Source organism: Microbacterium sp. UFMG61 (assembly GCF_015354505.1).
Lineage (GTDB): Bacteria > Actinomycetota > Actinomycetes > Actinomycetales > Microbacteriaceae > Microbacterium.
In genome coordinates, this window is sequence record NZ_JACAFP010000005.1 from 106772 (window position 1) to 131678 (window position 24907).

A 24907-nucleotide genomic window follows, 5' to 3' on the forward strand; every position below is an offset into this window, starting at 1 on the left:
GTTCCTGCGCGAGAGTTCGGGGATCTGTCACGGCATGATCTCTGCTTCTACTCGAGTGATGACGATCTCTGCACCGTCGAGCAAGCCCCGCGCGAGTGCGCCGCCATTGACTGCTTCATCGAACTCCCGCTCGGCGCTGTTCGGACCGCAGTATTCCTCGACCGCGGGACCGAAGAGAATGACGATTCCCGTGTAGGTGTTGGGCCCATCATCGTTCTTCACCAGCCCCGAGTAGGTGCGTGTCATCGCAGCTCCGAGAGTTCGTGCGAGAGGTCCAGCTCGCGAAGCACGTAGGGCTGCGAGACCGCATCCGTGAGGTAGTACGTGTAGAAGATCACCGCCGTCTCGTCGGCGGTGAAGACCTCGTTCGAGAAGACACGAACCGCGCGGTCGTCGCTGATCGGGATGAGAGTGGTCGTGCCGTCTGCGGGCTCGGGCCGTCCGACCGTGTACAGGTGGCTCTCGCCATGGGGGCCGGGGAGCCGCACTTCCACGGTCATCGCGTCAGCCGAACCGGCGGCCTGCATGAAAGAGTCGTTCGCTTCGTCACGGAACCCGGCGATGCTCTCCGGGTCTGCACCACGCCAGATGATGTAGGTGCACTTCCCGCCTCCATCGAGGTGGCCGAGCATGAGTCGCAGATGCTCGGGAATCGGGCGTCGATGGTCGTCAAACCAGCCCGTCAAGCCACCTGGGGACTTCTGCGCGAATGGTCCGTAGTTGGTCATGGCAAAATCACCGTCTCCACCTTCGTGATGAGAATCTCTTCCCCGTCGAGGAAGCCTCGAGCCGGGGTGCCGCCGTTGACGGCGGCGTCGAACTGTCCTTGTGTGTTGCCGGGCCTCGAATAGTCCTTGAACGCGGAGCCAGACTTCACCTCGATCGCTGTGTAAGTATTCGAACCGTCGCCGTTCTTCTCGAGGCCGTCATAGTATCGACCGTTCTGGGGCGAGCCTTCGAAGTCGACCCTGACCTTGGTTCGAATCACGTCGGCATTGTTCTCCCTCGCATAGATGTCCAGCCCGAGTTTCTCGCTGTCCGCCCACGGTTTGTCCTGTTGCCCCTTCGCGAATCTTCCCGCGTAATCTCGACCGTCTCCGCGGTCGACGCCCGGCCGACGATCCGACACGCTGTGGGACTCCTGCGACCACCGGCTGGCAGCATCGCCGATCATCATCGCGCCAGCTCCGGCGATCCCGACTCCTGCGACGACGACTGCGGGAGCACCTGCCAGAGCACCGGCACCGGTGACGGTGACGGCGCCTCCTCCGGCCGCGACAGCCGCACCGCCGATGAACGTGGCAGCTCCGCCGAGGAGCTCGAGGATGATGTCCGGATGCTCCCACAGCGTCTGTGCGGAGACCGCGAGCATGTTCATCGTCGCCTGGAACGGCTGCACGATAGCGAGGTCGACGATCACTGCGGTCGTCGCGTGCTGAGCTTGCCTCGCCGCTTCCGCGTCGGTCAGCGGCATCCGTGCGGCATCCGCAGCTTCGTCCAACCGGATCGCGCAGTCGCGCGCATAGACCTCGAGCGTCGCCCGGGCGTTGAACAAGACCTCGCGCGCCTCAGCGTGCGCGGGGCCCGACGGGTCGACGAAGGGCACGTCGACTTCGGGGCGCCGCAGCCCGTGCCCGACGCGCAGCTCCCGCACGTGCGCGCGGTGAGCAGTCAGCGCCGCAGCGGCCTGTTCCTCTGCCTCGTTCCACAGGGTGATGGCACGATCGGCCTCGTCCTGCGCCCACTGCAGAGCGTCGGCCCAGGTGAACAGCGAGCTGGCGCCGGCGCGCAGCCACTCCCCGGCGCGTTTCCAGTGCAGCAGTTGACGCTCGAACCTCTCGAGGTACGCATCGTAGGCGGCGCCTTTCCATGTGCCGTCGTCATCCACCGTGGCGAGGTCGTCGCGCACCCGGTCCGCTTCGGCACTGCGGGCCTTCCACGCTTCCGCCGTTGCCCTGACCTCCGACGCCGACCCCGGCACGAGGTCGACGGGCGACTGGGTCTGCCCCAGCTCCATCAGTCGTTCCAGATCATCGCGTCGACTTCGGCCTTGGCCGCATCGGTGCCCTCGTCGAAGATCCGAGCAGTCGTGCGCAACCTGTCAGCGAAGTCTTCGGTGTCGCTCACTCGGGCGGACAGCCCATCGGACCATGCGGTGTGGAAATCCGCCGCGGCCCCGGTCACCCATTCGTGTCCGGCATCTCCGGGAGCCGGCACCTCCGTCGACTCGAGCTCGCCGAGGATTCGGCGCGCCTTCGACGCCATTGCCCGCAACACGTCGGTATCGACGTCGTAGAACTCTTCGCGATGTGTCGACATGCGTCGACGCTAGCAAGCGATACGTCGCCGTATGAGGACACTGGGAAGTATGCCGATACTCTCGCAAGAGCGGCCAACCCTCCCCGACGAGGACGCGTCGGGGAGGGTTGGCAGTGAGTGCTCGTGCGGCTATGCGGGGGCGACCGGGCGGCCGATCGAGAGCATCAGACGGTTCGCCCAGTTGAAGAACGCCGCACCGTGAATGACATCGGCCACTTCGAGGTCGTCGAGTCCCGCCGCGCGCAAGCGGGCGATCGCGTCCGATCCGAACGTGCTCGGGGTGTCGGTCAGTCCGACGGAGGCGGCGACCACCGCGTTCCACCGCTCGCCGAGTTCGGCGTCCACGCCCTCGTCGAGCAGGCGATCGACGTCGTCGACCCGCTTGCTGTGGTGAGCTGCGAAGCGCGAGTGCACCGATGCGCAGAACACGCAGCCGTTGCGGCGCGAGGCCGCCGTCGCCGAGAGCTCGCGCTCGGCACGCGGAAGCCCTTCCTTGGCGTTGTAGAAGATGTCCTTGTCGACGAGCGTGCGTGCCTTGAGCACCTCGGGGTCGCGCGCCAGCAGCCGGAAGTAGTCGTTCTTCGCGCGGGAGGCGTCGACGAGACCGTCATAGTGGCGCTCGGTCAGCTCCTCCTCGGCGAGGGGAGGCAGGTGGGGCGTCCACCCGACCTCCGCCCGGGTGAAGGCCTCGGGGTGCGGTGCGTCATCGTGCAGAAGGTCGTGCAGAAGCTCGGTCATGCTGCCGCCTCCTCGGAGTCGGATGCCGCGGCGACGCCGGCGGCCGAGAGAACCCTCAGGCCGGTGATGACGCGCTGCTGGAACGCGAGGAACGAGACGAGCTGCGACAGCGTCACGATGCCGTCGGCCGACCACCCCGCATCGACCAGCCGCTGGATGTCATCAGCCGACGACTCGCGCGGACGGAACACGAGCAGGTGCGTGTGCGCGAGGGCCGCGGCGAGACGCTCGCCGAGCACCTCTGCGACCTCGGGCGACGGGGTGTAGCGCTCGCCCTCGGTGTTCTCGTCCTGCAGGCCCGCCTCGGTGTACGAGCCGAAGGGTCCGCTGACGGCGGCACCCGTGGCCTCGGCGATCACGACGGTCGCGCGCGGCGGATCCGCCGCCAGCGCCCGGTCGGCGTAGAACGTGCCCGTCGCGTCGGTGTCGCCGGCGAGACGCGTGGCGAACGCGGCGACCAGCTCACGCTCGGCCTGTGACACCTCCGCCGTCGACACCGGTGCGAAGAGTGCGTCGAAGCTCGCCTGCAGCTGCTCCCTGGTGACGGGGCGGCGGCGCCGCAGAGCATCCAGCTCGGGCGTCACCCCCACGATCTGATCGACGATGTCGGTGGTCATGCCTTCTCCTTGATGGTGTCGGTGAGGGTGTAGCCGAGAGCAGGGGCGACCTGCTCGGCGAAGAGCTCGATGGAGCGCAGCACGTGCTCGTGCGGTGCATCGACCGAGTGCACCTGGAACGCCACCTCGGTGGCCCTGGCCAGGGTCGCGTCGGCGGCGAGCGACTCGGCGACCTGCTCGGGAGTGCCGAGGTGGGTGTCGAGCGCGACGATCAGCTCGTCGAGGTCGTCGCCCGGGATCGTCTGGCCCTGGCGGCGGAACCCCTCGGCGGCGCGGCGCAGCCCGACCTCCGCGAAGCGCAGGGCCTCGTCGCGGTCGTCCGCGACGAACACGGTGCGCGAAGCGGTCACGCGGGGGGCGACGCCGTCGGGCAGCGCCTCGAGGTACGCGTCGATGACCGGATCCTGCAGCGCCGAGAGCGGTGCGTGCAGCGCATCCGTCGACCGGGGCTGGGTGCGCGAGAGCAGCAGACCGTGGCCATGGACACCGGCCCGATGGCCGCCCGGGGCCGAGAAGGTCGCCTGCCAGATTCGGTCGGCGAGAGTGCCGGCATCCGGATAGAGGGTGTTCTCGGCGCCGATGTCGCGACCGGCCAGGGCGTCGAGCAGCAGGCGCAGCTTGCGATCGTAGGTCGGTGCCTTGTCGCGCACGTCCTCGCCGAACGGGACGAACGACGAGGGCGTCCCTCCGCTGCCCAGGCCCAGGTCGAGGCGTCCGCCCGCGAGGAGGTCGGCGACGACCGCGTCCTCGGCGACGCGCACCGCATCTTCGAGCGGCAGCGTGATGACCCCGGTGCCGAGGCGGATGCGCGACGTCTGCGCGGCGACGTTCGCGAGGAACACCAGCGGTGACGGCAGACCGCCCTCGGCCGCGCGGAAGTGATGCTGGGCGACCCAGGCGCGTCCGATGCCGTATCGCTCGGCGTGCCGGATCTGCTCGGTCGCCAGCGCGTAGCGTTCGGCAGGAGCCGCATCGTCGAGCAGCCGGGTGAAGAAGGCGATCGTGGGACCGGTCATGCGGGCTGCTCCGTTCGTCCGGGGACGGCTGCGAGCAGCTCCCTGGTGTACTCGTGCTGCGGGTCGTGGAAGAGCTCCTCGGTGTTGCCCTCCTCGACGATGCGGCCGCGGCGCATGACCGAGACCGTGTGGCTGATCCGACGCACGACGGCGAGATCGTGCGAGATGAACAGGTAGGTCAGGCCGAGCTCCGTCTGCAACGAGGTGAGGAGTTCGAGAATGCGTGCCTGCACCGTCACGTCGAGGGCGGAGACCGCCTCGTCGAGCACGACGATCTCGGAGTCGATGGCCAGCGCCCGAGCGATCGCCACACGCTGGCGCTGGCCGCCGGAGAGCTCGCGCGGCGTGCGGCTGGCGACGTCGCTCGGCAACGACACGCGGTCGAGCAGCGCGAGCGCGCGGTCCTTGCGCTCGGCCCGCGAGCCGACGCCGAAGTTCTGCAGGGGCTCGGCGACGATGTCGACGATCTGCTGCCGCGGATCCAGCGAGGCGAACGGGTTCTGATAGACGAGCTGGATGCGGCGGCGCAGCGCCCGCAGCCTCTGACCCGACAGTCCCGTCACATCTTCGCCGTCGATCTCGATGGCGCCGGCATCCGGCTGGTGGAACCGCGTGACCAGACGGGCGGTGGTGGTCTTGCCCGATCCCGACTCCCCCACCAGCGCGTGCGTCGTACCGCGGCGCACCCGGAACGAGACATCGTCGACCGCGCGGAAGCGCTCCCGGCCGGCGACCTTGAACTCCTTGACGAGACCGGTGGCGGTGATCGCGAACGGATTCTCCGCGGCCGCTGCCGCCGCATCCCGCAGGAAGGGCGGAGCCTCGGGCCGGCGGAACCCCGTGATGAAGGCCGGGGCATCGGCGAGCAGCTGCTTCGTGTAGGCATCCGACGGCGCCGCGAGCACGGTCTCGCTCGCCCCCTGCTCGACGATGCGTCCGTCCTTGAGCACGACGAGGCGCTGCGCGCGATCCGCGGCGACACCGAGGTCGTGGGTGACCAGCAGGATGCTCGTCCCCTCGTCGCGCCGCAGCTCGTCGAGCAGGTCGAGCACCTTGCGCTGCACCGTGGCATCCAGTGCGCTGGTCGGCTCGTCGGCGATCAGCAGTCGGGGTCGCAGCGCGATCGCGGTCGCGATGAGCACCCGCTGCCGCATGCCGCCGGAGAGCTCGTGCGGATACTGGCGCACACGCAGCTCGGGGTCGTCGATGCCGACACGATCGAGCAGCTCGATCACCCGCGCCCGACGCGCACGACCGTCGCGATGCCCGTGCAGCTCCAGCACCTCTTCGACCTGAGCGCCGATCGGGCGCACAGGGTCGAGCGAGGTCACCGGATCCTGTGGGACGAGGCCGATCTCGGGGCCGCGGATGCTCCGCAGCGAACGATCCGTCCACCCCGAGATGTCGAGGTCGCCGAGGCGCACAGTGCCACCCTCGACCCGACCGCCGGCGGGCAGCAGGCCGAGCAGGGCGTGCGCGGTCGTGGACTTGCCCGACCCCGACTCTCCCACCAGCGCCAGCGCCTCGCCCTCGGCGATCTCGAACGAGACGCCGTGCACGACCTCGCGCTGACCGGTGCGGGTGGCGTATGAGACCCTGAGGTCGTCGACGGCGAGAACGGTCATCGCGAGTTCCTTCCGATGCGGTGCGAGATGCGGTTCGCGCTGAGCACGACCGCGACGACGACGAGGCCGGGCAGAGCCGTCAGCCACCACGCTGTGGCGGTGTAGTTGCGCCCTTCCGCGATGAGCAGACCCCACTCGGGTGTGGGCGGCGGTGCGCCGTAGCCGAGGAAGCCGAGCGTGGAGATCGCGAGAATCGCGGTGCCGAACTGCAGGGCTGCGAGAGCGACGATCGGCGTGAGCGAGTTGGGCAGCACATGGCGACGCAGCACGGTGAAGAACGTGCCGCCGCTGCCGTATGCCGCCTCGACGTACTCGCTCCGCCGCACGCGCGCGACCTCCGACCTCATGAGTCGGGCGAAGGCCGCGACGCTGCCGAGACCCACGGCGATCGCCGCATTCACCGTGCCGAAGCCGAGCAGGATGATCACCGACAGCGACAGCAGCAGACCGGGGATCGCGAGCAGCACATCGACCACGCGCATCAGGATGTCGTCGACGACGCCGCCGAGCGCCCCGGCGACCGCTCCGAGGAGGGTGCCGAGTGCGAGGCCGACCGTGACGGCGATGAGGGCTCCCGAGAGCGAGTGCACCGCACCGTGGACCACACGACCGAACAGATCGCGGCCGAGGGTGTCGGTGCCGAACCAGTGCGCCGCGCTCGGGGGCAGCAGCTTGTCGGCGGGGGTGCCGGTGAGCGGGTCGCCGGGCGCGAACACCCCGGGGATCAGCGCCCAGAGCACCGCGAGCGACACGACGACGACCGCGAGGTAGAGCCCCCAGGGTCGGGAACGCAGCCCACGGCTGCTCCTGCGCGGGGCGGATGCCGGAGCATCCTGCTCGGGTGGCTCGACGGCGGGGTCGGCCGATGCGGCGATGGTCATGTCGAGACTCCTGCCTTCGAGAGGGCGCGCTGGCGGGGATCGATCAGCGGGGTGACGAGGTCGACGGCGAAGCTGATGAGCACGAAGCCGAGAGCGGAGAGCAGCACGACGCCCTGCAGCACCGGGATGTCCTGGTTCGACACCGCCTGCTCGGTGAGCCGGCCGATGCCGGTGCGGCCGAACACGGTCTCAGTGACGACCGCTCCGCCGACCAGCTCTCCGAACAGCACACCCGCGATCGTGAGCGTGGGAAGCGCGGCGTTGCGCGCGACCGAGCGGGTGAGGACCCACGACGGCGGCGCGCCCTTCGCACGGACGACCGTGATGAAGGGCTGCGCCTGCACCTGATCGATCGCCCGCACGAGCACCTGCGCGAGCGGAGCCGAGATCGGCACCGCGAGTGTCAGCACGGGCAGGATGAGCCCCGCGACCGGATCGGCACCGACGATCGGCACCCAACCGAGACCGAACGAGAACACCTGGATCAGCAGGATGCCGAGCCAGAACACGGGTACCGCGACGAACAGGCCGGGCACCTGGCGGATGCCGTTGCGCAGCCATGCGAATGGCGCCAGCGACGAGAGTCCCGCGACGAGCACCGCGATCAGCAGCGCCACCACCAGCCCGAGCGACGCCAGAAGCAGGGTCGACGGCAGCGCGTCGGCGAGCATGGTCAGCACCGGAGTGCCGAACTGCGTCGAGTATCCGAAGTCGCCAGCAAGGAAGCCCAGCCCCGCGTGCACATACTGCTGCCACCACGGCAGGTCGGTGCCGTAGGTGGCGCGGATCCCGTCGAGCTGCTCCGGCGACAGTCCGAGGCTGGGGTCGGAGAACTTGATCAGGATCGCATCGCCCGGCAGCAGCTGCAGCAGGAAGAACGTGGCCGTGAAGGCCGCGATCAGAACGATCGCGGCCTGCCCGGCTCGTCGGAGGACGAAGCTCATCGATGCACCGTGTCCGTCAGGCTCAGTGCTCGGCGAGCCAGACGCCCGAGAAAGTGGGGCGCCCCACCGACTCGAAGTCCACACCGTGCACGTAGGTGGCGGCGCCGTAGACCTGCGGCTCCTCGAACAGCGGGATGACGTACGCCTGCTCGGCGATGTAGTCCTGCACCGCCTGCGAGGCCTCGACCCGCTTCTCGGTGTCCGGCTCCGAGGCCACGGCCTCGAGCAGCGCGTCGAGCTCGGCATCGTTCGAGATCAGCGCATCGCGGTTCTTCGTGTAGTACTGGCTCTTGATCACGTCGAAGTCCGCGCGTCCGACCATCGAGTGGTAGAAGCCGGTCTTGAGCGGGTCGCGGGTGTCCGCCGCGTAGGAGCCGGCGTCAGCGGGCTTCACCGTGAGCTCGACGCCCACCTTCGCGAGCTGCTGGGCGACGAGCTCGAGGGTCTGCTTCGAGAGCGGCTGCGGGGCGGCCTCGTAGACGGTGATCGACAGGCGCTCGCCGTCCTTCTCGCGGATGCCGTCGGAACCGGGCTCCCAGCCGGCCTCGTCGAGCAGCTTCTCGGCCTCGTCGGGGTCGTAGGCGTAGTACTCCGACTCGTCCTTGTAGCCGAGGGCCTCCTGCGACAGCACCGACGTCGCGACGGGGTAGTTCTCGGTGAACAGGGTGTCGACGACCTCCTGGGCGTCGACGGCGGCGACGAGCGCCTGACGCACCTTGATGTCGGCCAGAAGCGGGTTCTCGGGACGCAGCGAGATGGAGTTGTTCACTCCGCGGGTCTGCGGCGCGTAGAGCGTGAAGCCGGAGCTCTCGACGCGGTCCTCGTCGAAGGCCTGCACGTAGCGCACGTAATCGGCCTGGCCCGCCAGCAGCGAGCCGATGCGCACGGAGTCCTCGGGGGTCACGAGCACGTGCAGGGCGTCGAGGTACGGACGGCCCTGGTTCTCTGCGCTCTCCGGGGCCCAGGCGTAGTCCTCGCGGGCGGTCAGGGTGAACTCGGTGCCGAGCTTCTCGTCGGTGACGGTGAAGGGCCCCGCGCCGATGATCGCCTCGGCATTGCCCGCTCCGAAGTCCTCGATCGTGCCGTCGAGGGTCTGAGGCGAGAGGAGTCCGGAGTTGATCGTCGACGTCGCCTGCAGGAAGCCGGGGGCCGGGGCCGAGAACCGGAACGTGACGGTGTCCTCGTCGACCACTTCGCTCGAGGCGTAGTTGTTGATCGCCTCCGAGACGGTCAGGCCGCGCTCGGCGTCGCCGAGACCATAGGTGTCGAAGTTCTTCGCGACCGCCGCGGCGTCCAGCGGCGTGCCGTCGGAGAACGTGACATCCGGCTTCAGGGTGAAGGTGTACTCGGTGGCGTCGTCGTTCACGGTCCAGTCGGAGGCGATCCACGGCTCGATCTCGAGCGTGTCCGGGTTCTGCCAGGTGAGGCGGGCGGTGATGTTGTTGACCACGCCGCCGTTCGGGTAGAAACCGGCCTGTGGCGGATAGAGGTTGGTGAACGTCTGGTGCTCCAGGTACGTCAGCGTGCCCCCGGTGACGGGGTCGCCGGCCGCGGCCGAGGTGTCGGACGGCGCGGGCGACGATGCGCAGGCGGCGAGACCCGCTGCGAGGACGAGCGGGAGCGCGACGGCTGCTGCGCGGATGAGACGGCGGGTCATGCGGGTCCTCCTGAGAAGGGATGCTGTGGTTCGTGGTGTGCGGGTGAAGGTCACGCTAGGGACTCCGCGACCCGGGTCGCGAATGGAGTCGTCATGCGCGGACGTGACCTGTCATGAGGCGTCATGGCCGGTCACCGGACGCAACGCGGCGTAACGGATGCGGCGCTTCAGAGTGCGGCGAGGGAGGATGCGGCGCCGTCGCGAGCACCGACCCCGAGCCGGTCGCGGAGCGTGGGTCGGGCACTGTCATCGGCTCGGCCGAGGAGCCCCCGGCGACGGAGCTCAGGAGCCGCGAGCCGCGTGAAGGCCTCGAACTGCGCCGGCTGGAACGCCGAGAGCACGTTGAATCCGTCGGCCGCGCCCTCGTCGCGCCAGGTCTCGAAGTGGTCGGCGATCGTGGAGGCATCGCCGACGACGAAGGCGGCGGGCACGGCGTGCGCCGCGACCAGATGGCGCCAGGTCAGCGCGCCGCTGCCGCCCCGCCCCTCGACACGCACGCCCGCGATTCGACCGAGCCTGTCGAGCAGGGCCGCACCGGCATCGCCCAACCGAGCCGCGTCGTCTGCGGACACGGCCTGATCGACGTCGGCCGCGCGCAGCGAATCGTCCGCCGCGACCCCGAGCGCGTCGGCGAGCGCCGCGATCGACCGGTTAGGCGGGAACGCGGTGCGGGTGCTCTGGTGTCCCTCGGCGAGAGGCACCAGAGCGAGCAGTCGCTCGACGATGCGGTGGGCCTCGGCATCCGAATCCGCGACGACGGGCAGCACGGGTGCGATGACCTTGAGCGTCTCCGGTGCGCGCCCGGCCGCGTCCGCGATGTCGCGCAGGTCGCGACGGGTGGCGATCGCATCCGCGATGTTCGGGGCGGCGATCAGCGCCAGGTCGGCTTCGGTGGCGGCGAGAGCGCGCGAACGCGGTGAGGTACCCGCGTGCACGATCGGGATCTGACCCTGCGGGGGTCGCGCCACGTTCAGCGGACCGGATACCCGCACGTGCTCGCCCTGCAGGTCGGCCCCACGGAGGCCGTCGGGGTCGATCAGCACGCCGCGCTCGGCATCCGCGATCCAGGCATCCTCGCTCCACGAATCCCAGAGACGCCGCAGCGCGTCGACGAACTCCTCGGCCCGGTCGTACCGGGTCTCGTTGTCGGCGTGCGCATCGCGACCGTGGTTGCCGGCGGCTCGCGGTTCCGCACCGGTGACGAGGTTGATACCGGCACGACCCCGGGTGAGCACGTCGAGCGAGGCGAGGGAGCGGGCGGTCCCATACGGGTCGGCATAGGTCGTGTTCACGGTGGCGATCAGACCGATGCGCGAGGTGACCCCGGCCAGGAAGAGCACCGCGCTCACCGGGTCGATACGGGCGAGCAGATACGGGTCGCGGAACTCGAGGTCGGGTCCTGTCGCCAGCCAGTCGCCGAAGAACAGGTAGTCGAGCCCCGCATCCTCGCCCTCGCGCGCGATATGGCGGAGGATGTCGGCATCTGCCGCCGGGTCGCGGTGCGCGCCCGGCTGACGCCAACCCGACGGGTACGCGCCGAGAGTGCGCACCATGGCGCCGATGATGAGGGGCTCGGTCATGCCCCGAAAGTATGAGCGCCCGGATCCGACCGCCAACCGCCGCCGAAGCGCAGCGACACGGATCGCAACACGGCGACACATCCTCAGCGCGTGTCCGAGGCCGATCGGAGGATGGGGGCATGACCACGACCTCCTCCCCCGCACTCTGGACGCCTCCGGCGCGAGTTCGCGGCACGCTCGCCGTCATCACCGGACGCGGCGAGCGCGCAGGCGTCTACGAGCGCTTCGGCCGCCGGCTGAGCTCTGACGGCTACGTCGTCGCCGTCTTCGACGACGATGCGGATGCCGCGAGCGCTTGGCTCGCGGAAGCGACCGAGACCCCGCGAGTGCTCGTCGGGTCGGATGCGGGAGCATCCGCCGTGCTGCGTCTCGTCACGCAGGGAGCCTCGGTCGAGGCGGCCGTCGTCGCCGGCACCCTCGTGGACGCCGAGCTCGATCTGCCGCCCGCCGAGGAGCGCACGGCGTGCCCGCTGCACCTGAACGTGCTGGCGACCGAGGCAACCTCGATCGAGGTCGCTCCGGCCGAGCCTCTCCCGGCGCCCGCAGACCTCGCGGCGATCGAAGTCCCGGTGCTCGCGATCCACGGCGGTGCGGACACCGTGTCTCCGCTGCCCCACGTGATCGACGCGCTGCGCGCCGTCCCCGATCTCGAGATCGTCGAGACCGTCGACGGACTGCACGACGCACTCAACGACCAGTCGCACCGCAGTGTCGCGGCCGCGCTCGTGCAATGGCTCGAGCGTCTGCGCGGCGGTGACGTGCACGCTCCCGTCGTCCGCACGCACGAGACGGCGGCGGTGGCGACCGCATGACCGAGTTCTCGACGCGTCAGATCCAGGCGGGGTACGTTCCCGGGACTCCGCAGAACAGTGCCGTCCCGCCCATCTATCAGACCGCCGCGTACGAGTTCGCCTCGCTCGCCGACGCCGCCGACCTCTTCGCGCTGCGCACCGCCGGCAACCTCTACAGCCGCAACGCCAGCCCGACCCAGCAGATCCTCGAGGAACGCATCGCTGCCCTCGAGGGCGGTGCCTCAGCCGTGGCGGTCGCATCCGGCCAGGCGGCGGTCGCCGTGACCCTGCTCGCGATCGTCGGACGCGGCGGACACATCGTCGCCGCCACCCAGCTGTACGGCGGCACGGTCGACCTGCTGCAGGAGACCTTCGACGACTTCGGCATCCCGGTGACCTTCGTCGACCAGGACGACCCGGATGCCTGGCGTGCCGCCATCCGCCCCGAGACCCGCGTGCTGTTCGCCGAGTCGATCGCGAATCCGATCGCACAGGTGCTCGACATCCGCACGGTCGCCGACATCGCGCACGGGGCCGGCGTCCCGCTCGTGATCGACAACACGGTCGGCACGCCGTACCTGGTGCGCCCCGGCGAGCACGGCGCCGACTTCGTGGTGCACTCGGCGACGAAGTTCCTCAGCGGTCACGGTACATCCCTCGGGGGCGTCGTGGTCGATCAGGGCACGTTCGACTTCGGCCGTGAACCGGCACGCTGGCCGCACTTCACCGAGCCCTACACGCGCATCGGCGACTTCACCCTGTGGGAGCGCTTCGGCATCGGCCAGGCGTTCGCGGCGCTCGTGAAGTCGAAGTACGTGCACGACCTCGGCCCCTCGCTCTCGCCCTTCAACGCCTGGCAGATCCTGCAGGGGGTCGAGACCCTCGACCTGCGGGTGTCACGTCAGAGCGCCACGGCGATGGCGATCGCGAGGCACCTGCAGCAGCATCCGGCCGTCGCCCGGGTGCACCACCCGGGACTGGAGGGCAACGCGTGGCATCCGCTCTCTCAGCGCTACCTGCCGCGCGGCGGCCCCTCGGTCTTCTCGTTCGACCTCGCCGTGCCCGAAGACGCCGAGACGCAGAACCGGATCGCCGCAGTGATCGACTCGCTGCGCGTCATCCGCCTCGTCGCCAACATCGGCGATGCGCGCAGTCTGGTGAACCACCCGGCGTCGATGACCCATTCGCATCTGACGGCCGAGCAGCGTGCCGCCGCCGGCATCTCCCTCACGACCATCCGTCTGTCGGCGGGCCTCGAAGACCCCGCCGACCTCATCGCCGATCTCGACAGCGCGCTGTCCGGCGTCTGACGCAAGGAGCATCATGTCCATCGACCTCGGATATTGGACCCCCGTCTACGGCGGCTTCCTGCGCAACGTCACCGACGAGGGACGCATGGCGGCGACCTGGGAGTACATCCGCGAGGTGTCGGTGAAGGCCGACCGACTCGGGTTCCACACGACCCTGGTGCCGGAGCTCTATCTCAACGACCGCAAGGGCATCGAGGCGCCGAGTCTCGAAGCCTGGTCGCTGTCCGCCGCGATCCTCGCCGTGACCGAACGACTCCGGGTGATGACGGCTGTGCGTCCGGGATTCCACCTGCCCGCCGTGCTCGCGAAGACCGTCGGCACGCTCGACCAGATCGCACCCGGCAGGGTCGCGCTGAACGTCGTCGCCGCCTGGTGGGCTGAGGAGGCCACACAGTTCGGGGGCCGGTTCACGACCCACGACGAGCGCTACGTGCAGGCTCAGCAGTTCGTCGAGGTGCTGAACGGGCTGTGGGAGCAGACGCCGTTCTCCTATGACGGATCGCACTACTCGCTCGACGGCACGATCGTCGAGCCCAAGCCCTCGGCGCACCCCGTGGTCTTCGCGGGCGGCGAGAGCGAGGCCGGTCGCGAGTCGATCGCCGGCTTCGCCGACGCGTACGTCATGCACGGCGGCACCCTCGACGAGGTGCGCTCCAACGTCACCGACATGAACGCGCGCTCCGAGCGGCTGCACGGTCGGCCGATCGCCGAGTTCGGGATGCCCGCGTACGTGATCGTCCGCGACACCGAGGCCGAGGCGCAGCGCGAGCTCGCCCGCATCACGACCGTCGACCCCGACTCGCCCGGCTACGCCTCGTTCGAGGAGTTCCAACGGAATTCGAAGCTTTCCCTCGAACTCACCCGTCGCGAGTACTCGGTGGGCACGCGCGGTCTGCGTCCGAATCTCGTCGGCACGGCCGAGCAGTTGGCCGAACGCATCCATGAATACGCGGATGCCGGCATCACGCTCCTCCTCGTCCAGTCATCGCCGCTCGATGAGGAACTCGATCGGATCGCCGAGCAGGTGTTCCCGCTCGTGCCGCAGCGCACGCTGGCGACTGCGGGCTGACCGCGCAGCCCGTCGGTGCCACCCTCTACGCTGAGACCATGACTGGTCTTCGATGGGGAATCCTCGCGACCGGCGGTATCGCCGGCGCCTTCGCTTCCGATCTGCGCACCGCCGGGCTCGATCTGGTGGCGGTCGGCTCGCGCTCCCAGGAGTCCGCGAATGCCTTCGCGGCACGCTTCGACATCGCGCGCGCCCACCCCTCATACGAGGCGCTGGTCGCCGACCCCGAGGTCGACATCGTCTACATCTCCACGCCGCATCCGATGCACCACGCGAACGCTCGCCTCGCCCTCGAAGCCGGCAAGCACGTGCTCGTCGAGAAGGCGTTCACGGTCGATCGCGCTCAGGCCGAAGACCTGCAGCAGCTCGCCGCCGAGCGCGGCCTGCTCGCGATGGAGGCGATGTGGACCCGGTATCTGCCGCACATGGTCCGCATCCGCGAGATCCTCGCCGCGGGCACGCTCGGTGAGATCCGTGTGGTGACCGCTGACCACACGCAGCTCCTCCCCTCCGAGCCGTCACACCGGATCAACGCCCTCGAGCTCGGCGGCGGTGCGCTGCTCGACCTCGGCATCTACCCGATCTCGTTCGTCTGGGATGTGCTCGGCGCCCCGGCCGACATCACCGCCACCGCGCGTCTGATCGAGACGGGCGCCGATGCCGAGGTCGCAACCATCATGACGCACGACGGCGGCGCGATCTCGACGACGATCTCGTCTTCGCGAGCCGCGGGTCCGAACGCGGCCAGCATCGTCGGCACCGACGCCCGCATCGACATCGACCGCGTCTGGTACACGCCCACGACCTTCCGCGTCGTACACCCCGACGGCACGGTCGTCGAGGAATACGTCTCCGAGGTCGAGGGGCGTGGCATGCAGTACCAGGCTCAGGCCGCCGAGCGTCTCGTGCGCGAGGGCATCCTCGAGGGCGACATCCTGCCCATCGCCGAGACGGTCGCGATCATGGGCACGCTCGACGAGATCCGCGCCCAGATCGGCGTCCGGTACCCGAACGAGGGAGTGAACCATGGCTGAGGCACACGACGCCCGCGTCGCCGTCTACCTGGACTTCGACAACATCGTCATCTCCTGGTATGACCGGGTGCACGGACGCAACGCGTACGGCAAAGACCGTCAGCGCATCTCCGAGAACCCCTCCGACCCCGAGGTCACCGAGCGTCTCTCCCGCGCCATGATCGAGGTCGGCGCGATCATCGACTACGCCGCGTCGTTCGGCACCCTCGTGCTCACTCGCGCCTATGCCGACTGGTCATCGCCCGTCAACGCCGAGTACCGCTCGCAGCTCGTCGCGCGTGCGGTCGACCTCGTGCAGCTGTTCCCCGCCGCGGCCTATGCCAAGAACGGCGCCGACATCCGCCTGGCTGTCGACGCCGTCGAAGACATGTTCCGCCTCCCCGACCTCACGCATGTCGTGATCGTCGCCGGCGACAGCGACTACGTCCCTCTCGCGCAGCGCTGCAAGCGCCTCGGCCGGTATGTGATCGGCGTGGGCGTCGCGGGGTCCACCGCCAAGTCGCTCGCCGCCGCGTGCGACGAGTTCGAGGCCTACGACTCGCTCCCCGGAGTGGTGCGTCCGAGCAAGCCCTCCGCGTCCGCTCCCGCGCCCGCGGTCGTCGAGGTGCCCGAGACGGTCGCCGAGCCCGCGGTCAAGGCCAGGACACGACAGCCCGCCAAGACGGCGAAGGCCAAGGCACCTGCGTCGGCCGCCGCTGCTTCGGCCACCGCGGCTGCGAAGGTCGATGAGCAGGGCGAGGGCTCCGAACAGAGCGAGGCCACCGAGCTGCTGCAGCGCGCCTTGCGGCTCGGCCATGACAAGGCGGATGCCGACGAGTGGCTGCACAGCTCGGCCGTGAAGACCCACATGCGACGGATGGATCCGTCGTTCAGTGAGAAGGCGCTCGGCTACCGGTCGTTCTCCGACTTCCTCAAATCGCGTGAGAACATCGCCGAGCTCGAGGAGACGGGCCACGAGCGCCTCGTGCGGCTGCGGGAGCCGGCCGCCTGACGCGGCCGGCCGCACCGCAGCGCGACGCCCCTCACTCCACGAAGTCGTACTCTTGGAATGCCGCGACCTCGGGCACCCAGCGGTCCGCGACGAACGCGGTGTGAGCGGGGTGGTCGTTGTAGGCGGTGTAGGCGTGCTGGTCGGCGAAGACCATCGAGAACTGATGCTCGAGGTCGCTCTTCGGGCTGACCTGGCGACGAACAGCGAACTCCTCGACACCGGGGATCGCCGTCAGGACCGATCGCGCCGTCTCGAGGAACTCGCGCTCCTCCGGCGAGCCGGACTCGTGGACGAGGCGGAAGACGACGGTGTGCTGAATGCTCATGGAACCTCTTCGGTGCTCTGAGTGCTGAAGGCCGCGTCGAAAGACACGGCCGGCGGGGGCCACAGGAGCGACCGCACGAAGCCGAGAGCCTCAGGGGCACCGTGCAGCCGGTCCATTCCCGCATCCTCCCACTCGATCGAGATGGGACCGCCGTAGCCGATCGCGTCGAGGGCCCGGAACGCGTCCTCCCACGGCACGTCGCCGTGACCCGTCGAGACGAAGTCCCACCCGCGCCGCGGATCACCCCAGGGCAGATGCGAGCCCAGCACCCCGGCCCGTCCGTTGCGCGGACGCATCCGGGTGTCCTTGCAGTCCACGTGATAGATCCGATCGGCGAAATCGACGATGAACCCCACCGGATCGATGTTCTGCCACATCATGTGCGACGGGTCCCAGTTGAAGCCGAACGCCTTCCGGTGATCGATCGCTTCCAGCGCACGCACCGACGACCAGTAGTCATAGGCGATCTCGCCCGGATGCACCTCGTGCGCGAAGCGCACACCCTCGCCGTCGAACACGTCGAGGATCGGGTTCCAACGCGCGGCGAAGTCCTCGAAACCGCTCTCGATGACCGCTGCCGGCACCGGCGGGAACATCGCCAGATACGGCCAGATCGACGACCCCGTGAATCCGACGACCGTGTCGATGCCGAGCCTGCGCGCCACCCGCGCCGCACGCTTCATATCGTCGGCCGCACGGGTGCGCACGCCCTCGGCATCACCGTCGCCCCACACGTAGTCGCGCAGGATCGCCTGATGACGGAAGTCGATCGGCGCATCACAGACCGCCTGACCGGCGAGATGATTCGAGATCGCGAAGATCTCCAGCCCGTACCGGTCGAGGACCTCCAGTCGGGACGCGACGTACGCGTCGTCCTCATCGGCCCGCCGCAGATCGAGGTGATCGCCCGAGGCCGCCACCTCGAGTCCGTCGTATCCCCAGTCGGCCGCCAGCCGCGCCACCTCCTCGAACGGCAGGTCGGCCCATTGGCCGGTGAACAGCGTGACGGGATGCGTGGACATGGACGCTCCTTCGTATCTCGTGACGACCTCAGGCGCCGAGCGCCCTGAGCGCGTGGATGCTGCGGCGGGCGAGATCGTCCTGACTCGGCGCGAGCGGACGCCACACCGACGCCGCGACCGCGATCGTCGCGTTCTCGCCGGTGAAGCTCTCCAGTCCGAGCGGCCCGTGATACCCCGCGTCGTCGAGGGCGCGCAGGATCTCCGGCCAGTCCGTGTGGTCGTCGCCGACCGCGCCCCGGTCGCTGCCGCACACCTGCACGTGGCCGATCGCTCCCGCTGCCGATCGGATCGCGTCGGCAGGCTTCTTCTCCTCGATGTTGAGGTGATAGGTGTCGAGCGCCAGACCGACCCCGGCGCCGAGCAGCGGCTCGAGCGCATCCAGAGTCTGCTCGACCGTGTTCAGCACGCTGGTCTCATAGCGGTTGAGCGGTTCGATCGTCAGCATCACCCCGGCGGACGCGGCCTCCTCGGCCAGGGGGCGGAGGTTCTCGCGCAGCTCCGCCACCGCGTCCGCGCGCTCGTCCCCCGTCATTCGCCAGGTCACGCCGGTCGGCGCATAGAAGGGCCCGGCGACGACTTCCGAACCGAGCGTGACCGCCGCGGCGATGCACGAGCGCAGATAGCGCTGGGTGGCATCCACGTCGCCTGCCCGCGCGAGCAGCGAACGGCCGGGGCCCATCGCCCCCACGAGGATCGCGCCGAGTCCGAATCCGTCGAGCACCTCCCGCGTGTGCGCGGGGTCCCAGTCGCCGACGTCCTCGAGCGGCAGCTCGAGCGCCTGGTACCCCATCCCCGCAGCCTTCCGCGCGAGCGGCTCGAGAATCGCATCGCTGAGCGGAGAGGCCCACACCCACGTGTTGACGGCGATCGTGCGAGACATCCTGCTCCTTCGGGGATGACGCGTGTGCTCCCACCCTCCCATCCGCGGGCGGCGGAGGGAAGGGTGGGAGCGTCACTGCGGGTTACGGGATCTGACGTTCCTGCCAGACCGTCGGGTAGCCGGGAAGGTTCTCCCCGCCGAACTTCGCGTAGTGCCCGTCGGGCATGCCGTCGTTCGCCTCGAGGTAGTCGTCGAGCTCTGCCTCGGTGATCGGCTTCTGCGGCAGCACCCACTCCTTCGGGACCTCCTCGCCGGCGAAGATCATCTGCGCGGCGAGCAGCGGCGTGCGCCACTGGAAGTTCGAGTACACCGGCGCGAGACCCGTGAGACCCGTGTCCTTCCACTTCCGCAGGAAGCTCATCTCGTCCTCGCCGGTCATCACCGGGTAGTCCGCCCCGGCGTCCTCGAACGCCTCGATCGCCGCGACGGCTCCGTCGCCGGCATCCATCCAGATGCCCTGCACGTCGCCCTTCGCGAGCTCGTCGCTGATGATGCTCTTGATCTCGGCCGGGTCGGCGCCCGTGAAGTAGTCAACGGCCTCGATGCCCGCCTCGTCGAACAGCTTCTCAGCCGCCGCCCAGCGGTGCTCGAGCACGTCGACCCCGGGAAGGATCCGCAGTGCCACGACCTTGTCACCCTCCTCGAGGTTGTCGATGAGGAACTCGGCCGTGTCGATACCCCACGCGAATCCGCCGATCGGGTGGATGAACGTGACGGGGCAGTCGGTGTCGACACCGCGGTCGAACACGATCACCGGCTTGCCGGTCTCACAGGCCCGCTCGACAGCCGGGGTCATCGCCGCCGTGCTGTTCGGCGAGATGAGGAAGACGTCGCAGCCGCCCTCCGAGATGAAGTAGTCGATGTCGGCGATCTGGGTGTCGTCGGAGTCCTGCGCGTCGCGGGTCTCCAGCTCGCTGATGGCGCCTGCCTCCTGCAGTGACTTCAGCTGCTCGTTCATCGTGATCCAGCCCGTCTGACGCCACGGATTCGAGATCGAGGCGTTCGCGAAACAGGCCTTCTTGGCACCTTCGCTCGCGAACTCCGCGGTGTCGACCATCTCGGCGTTGATGTGCTGCAGGTATGGCTCGTCCGCCGGACCCTGCGGCTCGACATCACGCTCGGCCATCTGCTTGTCGAAGAGCTCCTGGTCGAACCATTCGGTCGTCTCGGCCGATTCATCCGGAGCGTCGGACTCGGCCGGCGCCACGGACGGGTCTGTCGTGCACCCGGCGAGCGCGATGAGTCCGAAGAGAGCCACCCCTGCGGTGGCGATCCTCATTGATCGTCGCATTGTCAATCTCCTCTGGTTTCTGTGTGGATGGTGCGGGTTGTTGCGGATTCTGCGGTCGTGACGGAGTCCGGCGTCGTGAGATCCGGAGACGGCTGCGGGCTTCGCCTGCGCCGGGCACGGAATGCGACGGCCGAGTAGGCGACGGCGGCGATGATGATGACCCCCTGCACGGCATCGCGCAGGGTCGAAGGGACGCCGGCGATGTTCAGCAGCATGAAAAGGGCCTCGAGAGCGAACGCACCGGCCGCGGCGGCGACGATCCAGCCGCGCCCGCCGCCCAGCACGACCCCTCCCAGGACGACGGCGGTGATGGCGACGAACTCGTAGCCCCGGCCGACGGACGGATGCACTCCCGCGTACCCCACGAGCAGCACGGCCGAGAGCGTGGCCGACAGCGACGAGATCATGAACGCGCGAGTGGTGACCCAGGCGCTGCGTGCACCCGCGAAGTCCACCGCGGTGGCGTTGTCGCCCACGGCGATGAGCAGCTTGCCGAGCGGCCGCTTCGTGACCCAGATGCCGAGTGCGAGCCAGCCGATCAGGATGAACACCGCCCAGGGGATGAACTCGAGAAGCGGCACGTCGCGGATGCCACCACGACCGATCTCGCGGAAGCTGTCTGCCGGGTTGCCGGTGGCTGCCCCTCCCGTCCACCACATCACGCCGCCCAGGAGCGCGAGCATCATGCCGAGCGTGACGATGAAGGACGGCACCTTGAGCAGTGTGGTGATCACGCCGTTGACGAGTCCGACGACCGCACCGAACACGATCATCAGCACCAGGACGGGGACGGTTCGGGAATCGTCCTGTCCGACGAGGTTTCCCGCGATGATCACCTGCGCGGTGATGAGCGAGCCCTGCGACAGATCGAACTCGCCGGCGATGATGACGAAGTACTGACCGATCGCGACGATGGCGATCGGGGCCACGCGCTGGATGAAGCGCATGAACTGCCCGGGCTCCGCGAAGCTCGGGTTGAGGATCGTCACGGCGATGAGCAGGATCACGAGCAGCAGGAACACCGCGCCCCGAGGACTCACGAGTGTGCGGAGTGCGTTCATGCGCGTCCTCCTTCGGCGGCGGCGCTCTTCTCAGCGAGTTCGGATGCCGCCGCCGCCATGTCGGCGTCGGCGGCCTTGGCCGCGTCGTCTCCCCCGGTGCGTGTTCCCCCGGCGCCGAAGCGCGGACGACGACGGACCACGGCTCGACGACTGTAGACGGCCACCGCGGCGACGATCACGACGCCGCGCACGACGTCCTTCAGGAACGGGTTGACCTGCATGACGCTCATGACGTTGTCGACCACCGCGAGGATCGCGACACCGCCGATCGCACCCCAGATCGAGCCTCGACCGCCCAGCAGCAGGGTTCCGCCGAGCACGACCGCCGCGATCGACAGCAGCGCGTAGCCGCCCTGCTGTCCGACGGTCGGGCTTCCGACGCCGAGGCGGCTGGCGAGCAGGAGTCCGGCGAGCCCCGCGAACACCGAGCACAGCACGTGTGCGGTGATCAGCGGAGGACGGGTGCGGACGCCCGACAGACGTGCGATCTCGGGGTCGCCGCCGACCGCGTAGAGGTGGGCGCCGGTGCGGGTGCGATTGAGCAGCCACCAGATCGCCACGGCGAGCACGATCATGATGATGGTCGACACCGGCACCGGTCCGACGCCGGTCGCGCCGATGAGCTGGAACTCCCACGGCACCTTCCCGGCCGAACCCTCGAAGTTCGTGTTGAGGATTCCTTGCAGGATGAGCCCGACGCCGAGGGTCGCGATGAATCCGTTCACCTTCAGTACCGTCACGATCAGGCCGTTGACGAGGCCGATGCCGGCGCACACGAGCACCGTGATCGCGACGGCCGCGGGGATGTTCGCGGGGCTGCCGTTCATGATCGTCGCGGCGAGGAGGCTCGAGAGGCTGATGACATACGTGACCGAGAGATCGAGCGAGGCTCCGAGGATGACGAGGGTCTGACCGATCGCGACGAGGCCGAGCACGCTCATGCCGGTCAGGATGTCGCGGATGTTGCCCGGACTGAGGAAGTTGCGCCCGACGGTGCCGACGAGAATCGCCCCGACGACGAGGGTGAGCACGAGGATGGCGAGCACGATGACCGTCGAGTCGACCCTGAACCGCCTCACAGCGTGCCTCCCTCGGTCGTCGCATCGTGGGGGTGCGCGACCCCGGTCGCGGCGCCGAGGATCTCGTGCTCCGCCGAGCCCGCGGGCAGCTCGGCGACGAGCTCGCCGTCGTGCATCACGAGGATCCGATCGCTCATGCCGATCACCTCCGGGAGTTCGCTGGAGACCATCAGCACGGCCTTCCCTTGGGCGGCGAGGTCGCGCATGAGCTGGTACACGGCGTACTTCGCGCCGACGTCGATGCCGCGCGTCGGCTCGTCGAAGAGCACGATCTGCGGCTGCGTGAGCAGCCACTTCGCGAGCACGACCTTCTGCTGGTTTCCGCCGGAGAGGAATCGCACCTCCTGATCGAGTCCGCGCGAACTCACCTCCAGTGAGCTGAGCACTCCGGGCACTTCACGGCGAGACGACGACGTGCGCACGGAGAACACGCTTCGGATGACCAGAAGCGCGTTGTCGAGCACCGATTGCCCGAGCGCGAGGCCCTGCGCCTTGCGATCTTCGGAGACCAGCGCGAGCCCCGAGCGCACCGCGGCGCGAGCGCTCGCGATGCGCACGGACGAGCCGTCGACGCGCATGACGCCGCGGGAGAAGGGATCGATTCCGAAGATCCCCTCCACCAGCTCGGTGCGACCAGAGCCCTGCAGCCCCGCGACGCCGACGATCTCCCCGGCGCACAGCGTGAGCGAGACGCCGTCGACGAAGGCGTTCCCGCAGCCGTCGAGCTCGAGCCGAGGCTCTCCGACGACCGTGCCGTCGATCGCGTCGGGGAAGTACGACTGGATCGAGCGGCCGACCATGCGGCGCACCAGCTCGTCCGTGGTCAGCGCGGCGGTCTCGTCGGTCGACACGAGCGCGCCGTCCTTGAGGATCGTGATGCGGTCGCACAGGTCGAAGATCTCCTTCAGTCGGTGCGACACGTAGATCACCGCGACTCCTCGAGACGTGAGTCGCCGGATGATCGCGTACAGCAGCTCGACCTCGCGGTCGCTGAGTGCGGCGGTGGGCTCGTCCATCGAGATGACCTGCGCGTCGAAGGAGAGCGCCTTGACGATCTCGACGATCTGCTGTTCGGCGACCGTGAGCGAGCCGACGCGCGCCTGCGGGTCGATGAACGAGACGCCGAGATCGGCGAGCAGCTCTCCGGTGCGGGTGGTCATGGCCTTCTGGTCGACGAACCCGCCGCGGCGGGGTTCCCGACCGAGGTACACGTTCTGTGCGACCGTCCGCTCGGCCAGGAGGGTGAACTCCTGGAAGACCGTGACGATGCCGTCGTCCATCGCCTGGCGGGGGTGCGCATGGTGCACCTCATCGCCGCGATACCGCACGACCCCCTCGTCCGCCCGTTGCACACCGGCGATGATCTTCATGAGCGTGGACTTGCCCGCTCCGTTCTCGCCGACGAGGCCATGCACCTCCCCCGGCTGCACGTCGAAGTCGATGCCCTTGAGCACCTCGACGCCGAAGAACGATTTGCGGATGCCCGACACCTCGAGCACCGGCTGCGTGATCGTCGCGGTCATGCCGCCACCTCCGTCCATCGCCCGCCGTCGGCCGCCGATGCGAGCACGGCCTCGGTCAGCACAGCGGACCGGTATCCGTCCTCGAACGTGGGCAGGCCGTCACGGTGCTCTCCCCCGACCGCCGCGTACACGTCGGCCATGAATCCGTTGAACGCGTCCTGATACCCCATCGAGTGTCCCGCCGGCACGCGCTGCAGGCGGGCGGAATCCTCTGCGGCGGCCAGCGGGTCCCTCAGCAGGATCCGCGATTCGTCGCGCATGCCCACCCACAGCTCCTCGGGCCGCTCCTGCTCGAAGCGAAGGCTCTGCCGCGAGCCGTGCAACTCCAGGGTCAGAGCGTTCTTCCGCCCGGCGGCCATCTGCGAGATGAGCAGGGTGCCGAGGGCACCGGAGTCGGTCTCGACGAGGATCGCGACGAGATCCTCGGTGTCGACGCTGCGCCCGCCGCGCTCCGCGAACACCCGACGACTCCGCGCGCTCAGCGATCGGATGCGCTGGCCGATCACGAACTCCACGAGGTCGCAGAGATGCGAGCCGATGTCCGCGAACGCGCGCGACTCACCACCCGAGGTCGAATGCACGCGCCAGTCGTCGTCGGTGGGCAACAGCATCCAGTCCTGCAGATACGAGCAGTCGAGGGTGAGCAGTTCCCCGACGTCGCCCTGCGCGACGCGAGCTCGGGCTTCGCGCACCATCGGGTGGTATCTGTACACGAAGGGCACGGCCACGACCCGTCCCCTCGCAGCAGCCAGGTCCGCGAGGCGTCTGGCGTCGGCGGCGTTCGTGGCGAGCGGCTTCTCACAGACGACATGCTTGCCGGCCTCGAGCGCATGCGCCGCCAGTTCGGCATGCGTGGCGTTCGGGGTGCAGATGTGCACGATGTCGATGTCGTCGGCGACGAGCAGAGCAGCGGCGTCGTCCTCGGCACGCGCGGCGTGGAGCTCGCCGGCGGCCCGGCGTCCGCCCGAGGCGGAGCCCGTGGCCACGGCCCGCAGCTCGCCCCCCGCGTCACGTGCGGCCGTGCGATGGACACGAGCCATGAACCCTCCGCCGAGGATCCCGGCTCGGATCGTCCCGAGTCCGGTGTCAGTGACATCCGTTGTCATGCCGGTGAGTCTGACATGGCGGTCCCGCTTTTGCTAGATCTTCGTCAA

The 24907-nt window shown here is 69.1% G+C and carries 25 protein-coding genes; 5 read left to right on the forward strand and 20 right to left on the reverse strand.

Annotated elements, in window-relative coordinates; all coding sequences use genetic code 11:
- Positions 1–27: 27 nt before the first annotated feature.
- The 12 genes from IXW21_RS07260 to IXW21_RS07315 form a co-directional block, all read right to left on the reverse strand.
- On the reverse strand, positions 28–246 hold the full coding sequence (locus tag IXW21_RS07260; protein ID WP_194763599.1) for a hypothetical protein: 219 nt from the start codon (positions 244–246) through the stop codon (positions 28–30).
- Positions 243–686, reverse strand: a complete 444-nt coding sequence (locus tag IXW21_RS07265; protein WP_194763600.1) for a hypothetical protein — start codon at positions 684–686, stop codon at positions 243–245. Before IXW21_RS07265 ends, IXW21_RS07260 begins: the two co-directional genes overlap by 4 nt.
- A gap of 38 nt (positions 687–724) precedes the next feature.
- Positions 725–2017: a putative T7SS-secreted protein gene (locus tag IXW21_RS07270; protein WP_194763601.1), complete on the reverse strand. Its 1293-nt coding sequence runs from the start codon at positions 2015–2017 to the stop codon at positions 725–727.
- Positions 2017–2319: a hypothetical protein gene (locus IXW21_RS07275; RefSeq protein WP_194763602.1), complete on the reverse strand. Its 303-nt coding sequence runs from the start codon at positions 2317–2319 to the stop codon at positions 2017–2019. The genes IXW21_RS07270 and IXW21_RS07275 overlap by 1 nt, the downstream gene beginning before the upstream one ends.
- Positions 2320–2448: 129 nt before the next feature.
- Positions 2449–3057: an alkylhydroperoxidase domain protein gene (locus tag IXW21_RS07280; protein ID WP_194763603.1), complete on the reverse strand. Its 609-nt coding sequence runs from the start codon at positions 3055–3057 to the stop codon at positions 2449–2451.
- Positions 3054–3674, reverse strand: a complete 621-nt coding sequence (locus tag IXW21_RS07285) for a CMD domain protein (RefSeq protein ID WP_194763604.1) — start codon at positions 3672–3674, stop codon at positions 3054–3056. The genes IXW21_RS07280 and IXW21_RS07285 overlap by 4 nt, the downstream gene beginning before the upstream one ends.
- Positions 3671–4690 carry a putative FMN-dependent luciferase-like monooxygenase gene (locus IXW21_RS07290; RefSeq protein WP_194763605.1) on the reverse strand — a complete coding sequence of 340 codons (1020 nt, stop codon included), beginning with the start codon at positions 4688–4690 and terminating at the stop codon, positions 3671–3673. Before IXW21_RS07290 ends, IXW21_RS07285 begins: the two co-directional genes overlap by 4 nt.
- The gene (locus tag IXW21_RS07295; protein ID WP_194763606.1) at positions 4687–6315 is read right to left on the reverse strand and encodes a dipeptide ABC transporter ATP-binding protein; all 1629 of its coding nucleotides are present in this window, start codon (positions 6313–6315) and stop codon (positions 4687–4689) included. Before IXW21_RS07295 ends, IXW21_RS07290 begins: the two co-directional genes overlap by 4 nt.
- Positions 6312–7196, reverse strand: a complete 885-nt coding sequence (locus IXW21_RS07300) for an ABC transporter permease (RefSeq protein WP_194763607.1) — start codon at positions 7194–7196, stop codon at positions 6312–6314. Before IXW21_RS07300 ends, IXW21_RS07295 begins: the two co-directional genes overlap by 4 nt.
- Positions 7193–8140: an ABC transporter permease gene (locus tag IXW21_RS07305; protein WP_194763608.1), complete on the reverse strand. Its 948-nt coding sequence runs from the start codon at positions 8138–8140 to the stop codon at positions 7193–7195. The genes IXW21_RS07300 and IXW21_RS07305 overlap by 4 nt, the downstream gene beginning before the upstream one ends.
- A 22-nt stretch (positions 8141–8162) precedes the next feature.
- Positions 8163–9797, reverse strand: coding sequence for a TIGR04028 family ABC transporter substrate-binding protein (locus IXW21_RS07310; protein WP_194763609.1), 1635 nt, complete (start codon positions 9795–9797; stop codon positions 8163–8165).
- A 167-nt stretch (positions 9798–9964) separates the two neighbouring features.
- Positions 9965–11377 carry an NtaA/DmoA family FMN-dependent monooxygenase gene (locus IXW21_RS07315; RefSeq protein WP_194763610.1) on the reverse strand — a complete coding sequence of 471 codons (1413 nt, stop codon included), beginning with the start codon at positions 11375–11377 and terminating at the stop codon, positions 9965–9967.
- Positions 11378–11496: 119 nt separating this feature from the next.
- Between IXW21_RS07315 and IXW21_RS07320 the strand changes: the two genes are divergently transcribed.
- From IXW21_RS07320 to IXW21_RS07340, 5 genes are read left to right on the forward strand one after another with little or no spacing between them, the layout of a single operon-like run.
- Positions 11497–12189: an alpha/beta hydrolase gene (locus tag IXW21_RS07320; RefSeq protein ID WP_194763611.1), complete on the forward strand. Its 693-nt coding sequence runs from the start codon at positions 11497–11499 to the stop codon at positions 12187–12189.
- Positions 12186–13478, forward strand: coding sequence for an O-acetylhomoserine aminocarboxypropyltransferase/cysteine synthase family protein (locus tag IXW21_RS07325; protein WP_194763612.1), 1293 nt, complete (start codon positions 12186–12188; stop codon positions 13476–13478). Before IXW21_RS07320 ends, IXW21_RS07325 begins: the two co-directional genes overlap by 4 nt.
- Before the next feature lie 13 nt (positions 13479–13491).
- Positions 13492–14547 (forward strand): LLM class flavin-dependent oxidoreductase, encoded by a 1056-nt coding sequence (locus IXW21_RS07330; protein WP_228528282.1) that lies wholly within the window; start codon positions 13492–13494, stop codon positions 14545–14547.
- A 38-nt stretch (positions 14548–14585) separates the two neighbouring features.
- Positions 14586–15581, forward strand: a complete 996-nt coding sequence (locus IXW21_RS07335; protein ID WP_194763613.1) for a Gfo/Idh/MocA family protein — start codon at positions 14586–14588, stop codon at positions 15579–15581.
- On the forward strand, positions 15574–16572 hold the full coding sequence (locus IXW21_RS07340) for an NYN domain-containing protein (protein ID WP_194763614.1): 999 nt from the start codon (positions 15574–15576) through the stop codon (positions 16570–16572). The genes IXW21_RS07335 and IXW21_RS07340 overlap by 8 nt, the downstream gene beginning before the upstream one ends.
- A gap of 31 nt (positions 16573–16603) precedes the next feature.
- Here IXW21_RS07340 and IXW21_RS07345 read toward each other — a convergent pair whose 3' ends face one another.
- The 8 genes from IXW21_RS07345 to IXW21_RS07380 all read right to left on the reverse strand — a co-directional run bounded on the left by IXW21_RS07345 (position 16604) and on the right by IXW21_RS07380 (position 24859).
- Positions 16604–16897: a Dabb family protein gene (locus tag IXW21_RS07345; RefSeq protein ID WP_194763615.1), complete on the reverse strand. Its 294-nt coding sequence runs from the start codon at positions 16895–16897 to the stop codon at positions 16604–16606.
- Positions 16894–17919: a sugar phosphate isomerase/epimerase family protein gene (locus IXW21_RS07350; RefSeq protein WP_194763616.1), complete on the reverse strand. Its 1026-nt coding sequence runs from the start codon at positions 17917–17919 to the stop codon at positions 16894–16896. Before IXW21_RS07350 ends, IXW21_RS07345 begins: the two co-directional genes overlap by 4 nt.
- A 28-nt stretch (positions 17920–17947) precedes the next feature.
- Positions 17948–18799, reverse strand: coding sequence for a sugar phosphate isomerase/epimerase family protein (locus IXW21_RS07355; protein WP_194763617.1), 852 nt, complete (start codon positions 18797–18799; stop codon positions 17948–17950).
- Between the two features lie 82 nt (positions 18800–18881).
- A complete protein-coding gene (locus IXW21_RS07360) occupies positions 18882–20078 on the reverse strand; it encodes a substrate-binding domain-containing protein (protein ID WP_416361089.1) in 1197 nt (398 codons plus the stop codon).
- A gap of 14 nt (positions 20079–20092) precedes the next feature.
- Positions 20093–21151 (reverse strand): ABC transporter permease, encoded by a 1059-nt coding sequence (locus tag IXW21_RS07365; RefSeq protein WP_194763619.1) that lies wholly within the window; start codon positions 21149–21151, stop codon positions 20093–20095.
- Positions 21148–22230, reverse strand: a complete 1083-nt coding sequence (locus IXW21_RS07370; RefSeq protein ID WP_194763620.1) for an ABC transporter permease — start codon at positions 22228–22230, stop codon at positions 21148–21150. The genes IXW21_RS07365 and IXW21_RS07370 overlap by 4 nt, the downstream gene beginning before the upstream one ends.
- Positions 22227–23753, reverse strand: a complete 1527-nt coding sequence (locus IXW21_RS07375) for a sugar ABC transporter ATP-binding protein (protein ID WP_194763621.1) — start codon at positions 23751–23753, stop codon at positions 22227–22229. The genes IXW21_RS07370 and IXW21_RS07375 overlap by 4 nt, the downstream gene beginning before the upstream one ends.
- On the reverse strand, positions 23750–24859 hold the full coding sequence (locus IXW21_RS07380) for a Gfo/Idh/MocA family protein (RefSeq protein ID WP_194763622.1): 1110 nt from the start codon (positions 24857–24859) through the stop codon (positions 23750–23752). Before IXW21_RS07380 ends, IXW21_RS07375 begins: the two co-directional genes overlap by 4 nt.
- Positions 24860–24907 lie beyond the last annotated feature (48 nt).

What these genes read in the sequence shown, in the direction of transcription:
- IXW21_RS07260 (WP_194763599.1), bottom strand. Translation starts at nt 246, where the DNA reads ATGACACGCACCTACTCGGGGCTGGTGAAGAACGATGATGGGCCCAAC.
- IXW21_RS07270 (WP_194763601.1), bottom strand. Translation starts at nt 2,017, where the DNA reads ATGGAGCTGGGGCAGACCCAGTCGCCCGTCGACCTCGTGCCGGGGTCG.
- IXW21_RS07275 (WP_194763602.1), bottom strand. Translation starts at nt 2,319, where the DNA reads ATGTCGACACATCGCGAAGAGTTCTACGACGTCGATACCGACGTGTTG.
- IXW21_RS07280 (WP_194763603.1), bottom strand. Translation starts at nt 3,057, where the DNA reads ATGACCGAGCTTCTGCACGACCTTCTGCACGATGACGCACCGCACCCC.
- IXW21_RS07285 (WP_194763604.1), bottom strand. Translation starts at nt 3,674, where the DNA reads ATGACCACCGACATCGTCGATCAGATCGTGGGGGTGACGCCCGAGCTG.
- IXW21_RS07290 (WP_194763605.1), bottom strand. Translation starts at nt 4,690, where the DNA reads ATGACCGGTCCCACGATCGCCTTCTTCACCCGGCTGCTCGACGATGCG.
- IXW21_RS07295 (WP_194763606.1), bottom strand. Translation starts at nt 6,315, where the DNA reads ATGACCGTTCTCGCCGTCGACGACCTCAGGGTCTCATACGCCACCCGC.
- IXW21_RS07300 (WP_194763607.1), bottom strand. Translation starts at nt 7,196, where the DNA reads ATGACCATCGCCGCATCGGCCGACCCCGCCGTCGAGCCACCCGAGCAG.
- IXW21_RS07305 (WP_194763608.1), bottom strand. Translation starts at nt 8,140, where the DNA reads ATGAGCTTCGTCCTCCGACGAGCCGGGCAGGCCGCGATCGTTCTGATC.
- IXW21_RS07310 (WP_194763609.1), bottom strand. Translation starts at nt 9,797, where the DNA reads ATGACCCGCCGTCTCATCCGCGCAGCAGCCGTCGCGCTCCCGCTCGTC.
- IXW21_RS07315 (WP_194763610.1), bottom strand. Translation starts at nt 11,377, where the DNA reads ATGACCGAGCCCCTCATCATCGGCGCCATGGTGCGCACTCTCGGCGCG.
- IXW21_RS07320 (WP_194763611.1), top strand. Translation starts at nt 11,497, where the DNA reads ATGACCACGACCTCCTCCCCCGCACTCTGGACGCCTCCGGCGCGAGTT.
- IXW21_RS07325 (WP_194763612.1), top strand. Translation starts at nt 12,186, where the DNA reads ATGACCGAGTTCTCGACGCGTCAGATCCAGGCGGGGTACGTTCCCGGG.
- IXW21_RS07330 (WP_228528282.1), top strand. Translation starts at nt 13,492, where the DNA reads ATGTCCATCGACCTCGGATATTGGACCCCCGTCTACGGCGGCTTCCTG.
- IXW21_RS07335 (WP_194763613.1), top strand. Translation starts at nt 14,586, where the DNA reads ATGACTGGTCTTCGATGGGGAATCCTCGCGACCGGCGGTATCGCCGGC.
- IXW21_RS07340 (WP_194763614.1), top strand. Translation starts at nt 15,574, where the DNA reads ATGGCTGAGGCACACGACGCCCGCGTCGCCGTCTACCTGGACTTCGAC.
- IXW21_RS07345 (WP_194763615.1), bottom strand. Translation starts at nt 16,897, where the DNA reads ATGAGCATTCAGCACACCGTCGTCTTCCGCCTCGTCCACGAGTCCGGC.
- IXW21_RS07350 (WP_194763616.1), bottom strand. Translation starts at nt 17,919, where the DNA reads ATGTCCACGCATCCCGTCACGCTGTTCACCGGCCAATGGGCCGACCTG.
- IXW21_RS07355 (WP_194763617.1), bottom strand. Translation starts at nt 18,799, where the DNA reads ATGTCTCGCACGATCGCCGTCAACACGTGGGTGTGGGCCTCTCCGCTC.
- IXW21_RS07360 (WP_416361089.1), bottom strand. Translation starts at nt 20,078, where the DNA reads ATGAGGATCGCCACCGCAGGGGTGGCTCTCTTCGGACTCATCGCGCTC.
- IXW21_RS07365 (WP_194763619.1), bottom strand. Translation starts at nt 21,151, where the DNA reads ATGAACGCACTCCGCACACTCGTGAGTCCTCGGGGCGCGGTGTTCCTG.
- IXW21_RS07375 (WP_194763621.1), bottom strand. Translation starts at nt 23,753, where the DNA reads ATGACCGCGACGATCACGCAGCCGGTGCTCGAGGTGTCGGGCATCCGC.
- IXW21_RS07380 (WP_194763622.1), bottom strand. Translation starts at nt 24,859, where the DNA reads ATGACAACGGATGTCACTGACACCGGACTCGGGACGATCCGAGCCGGG.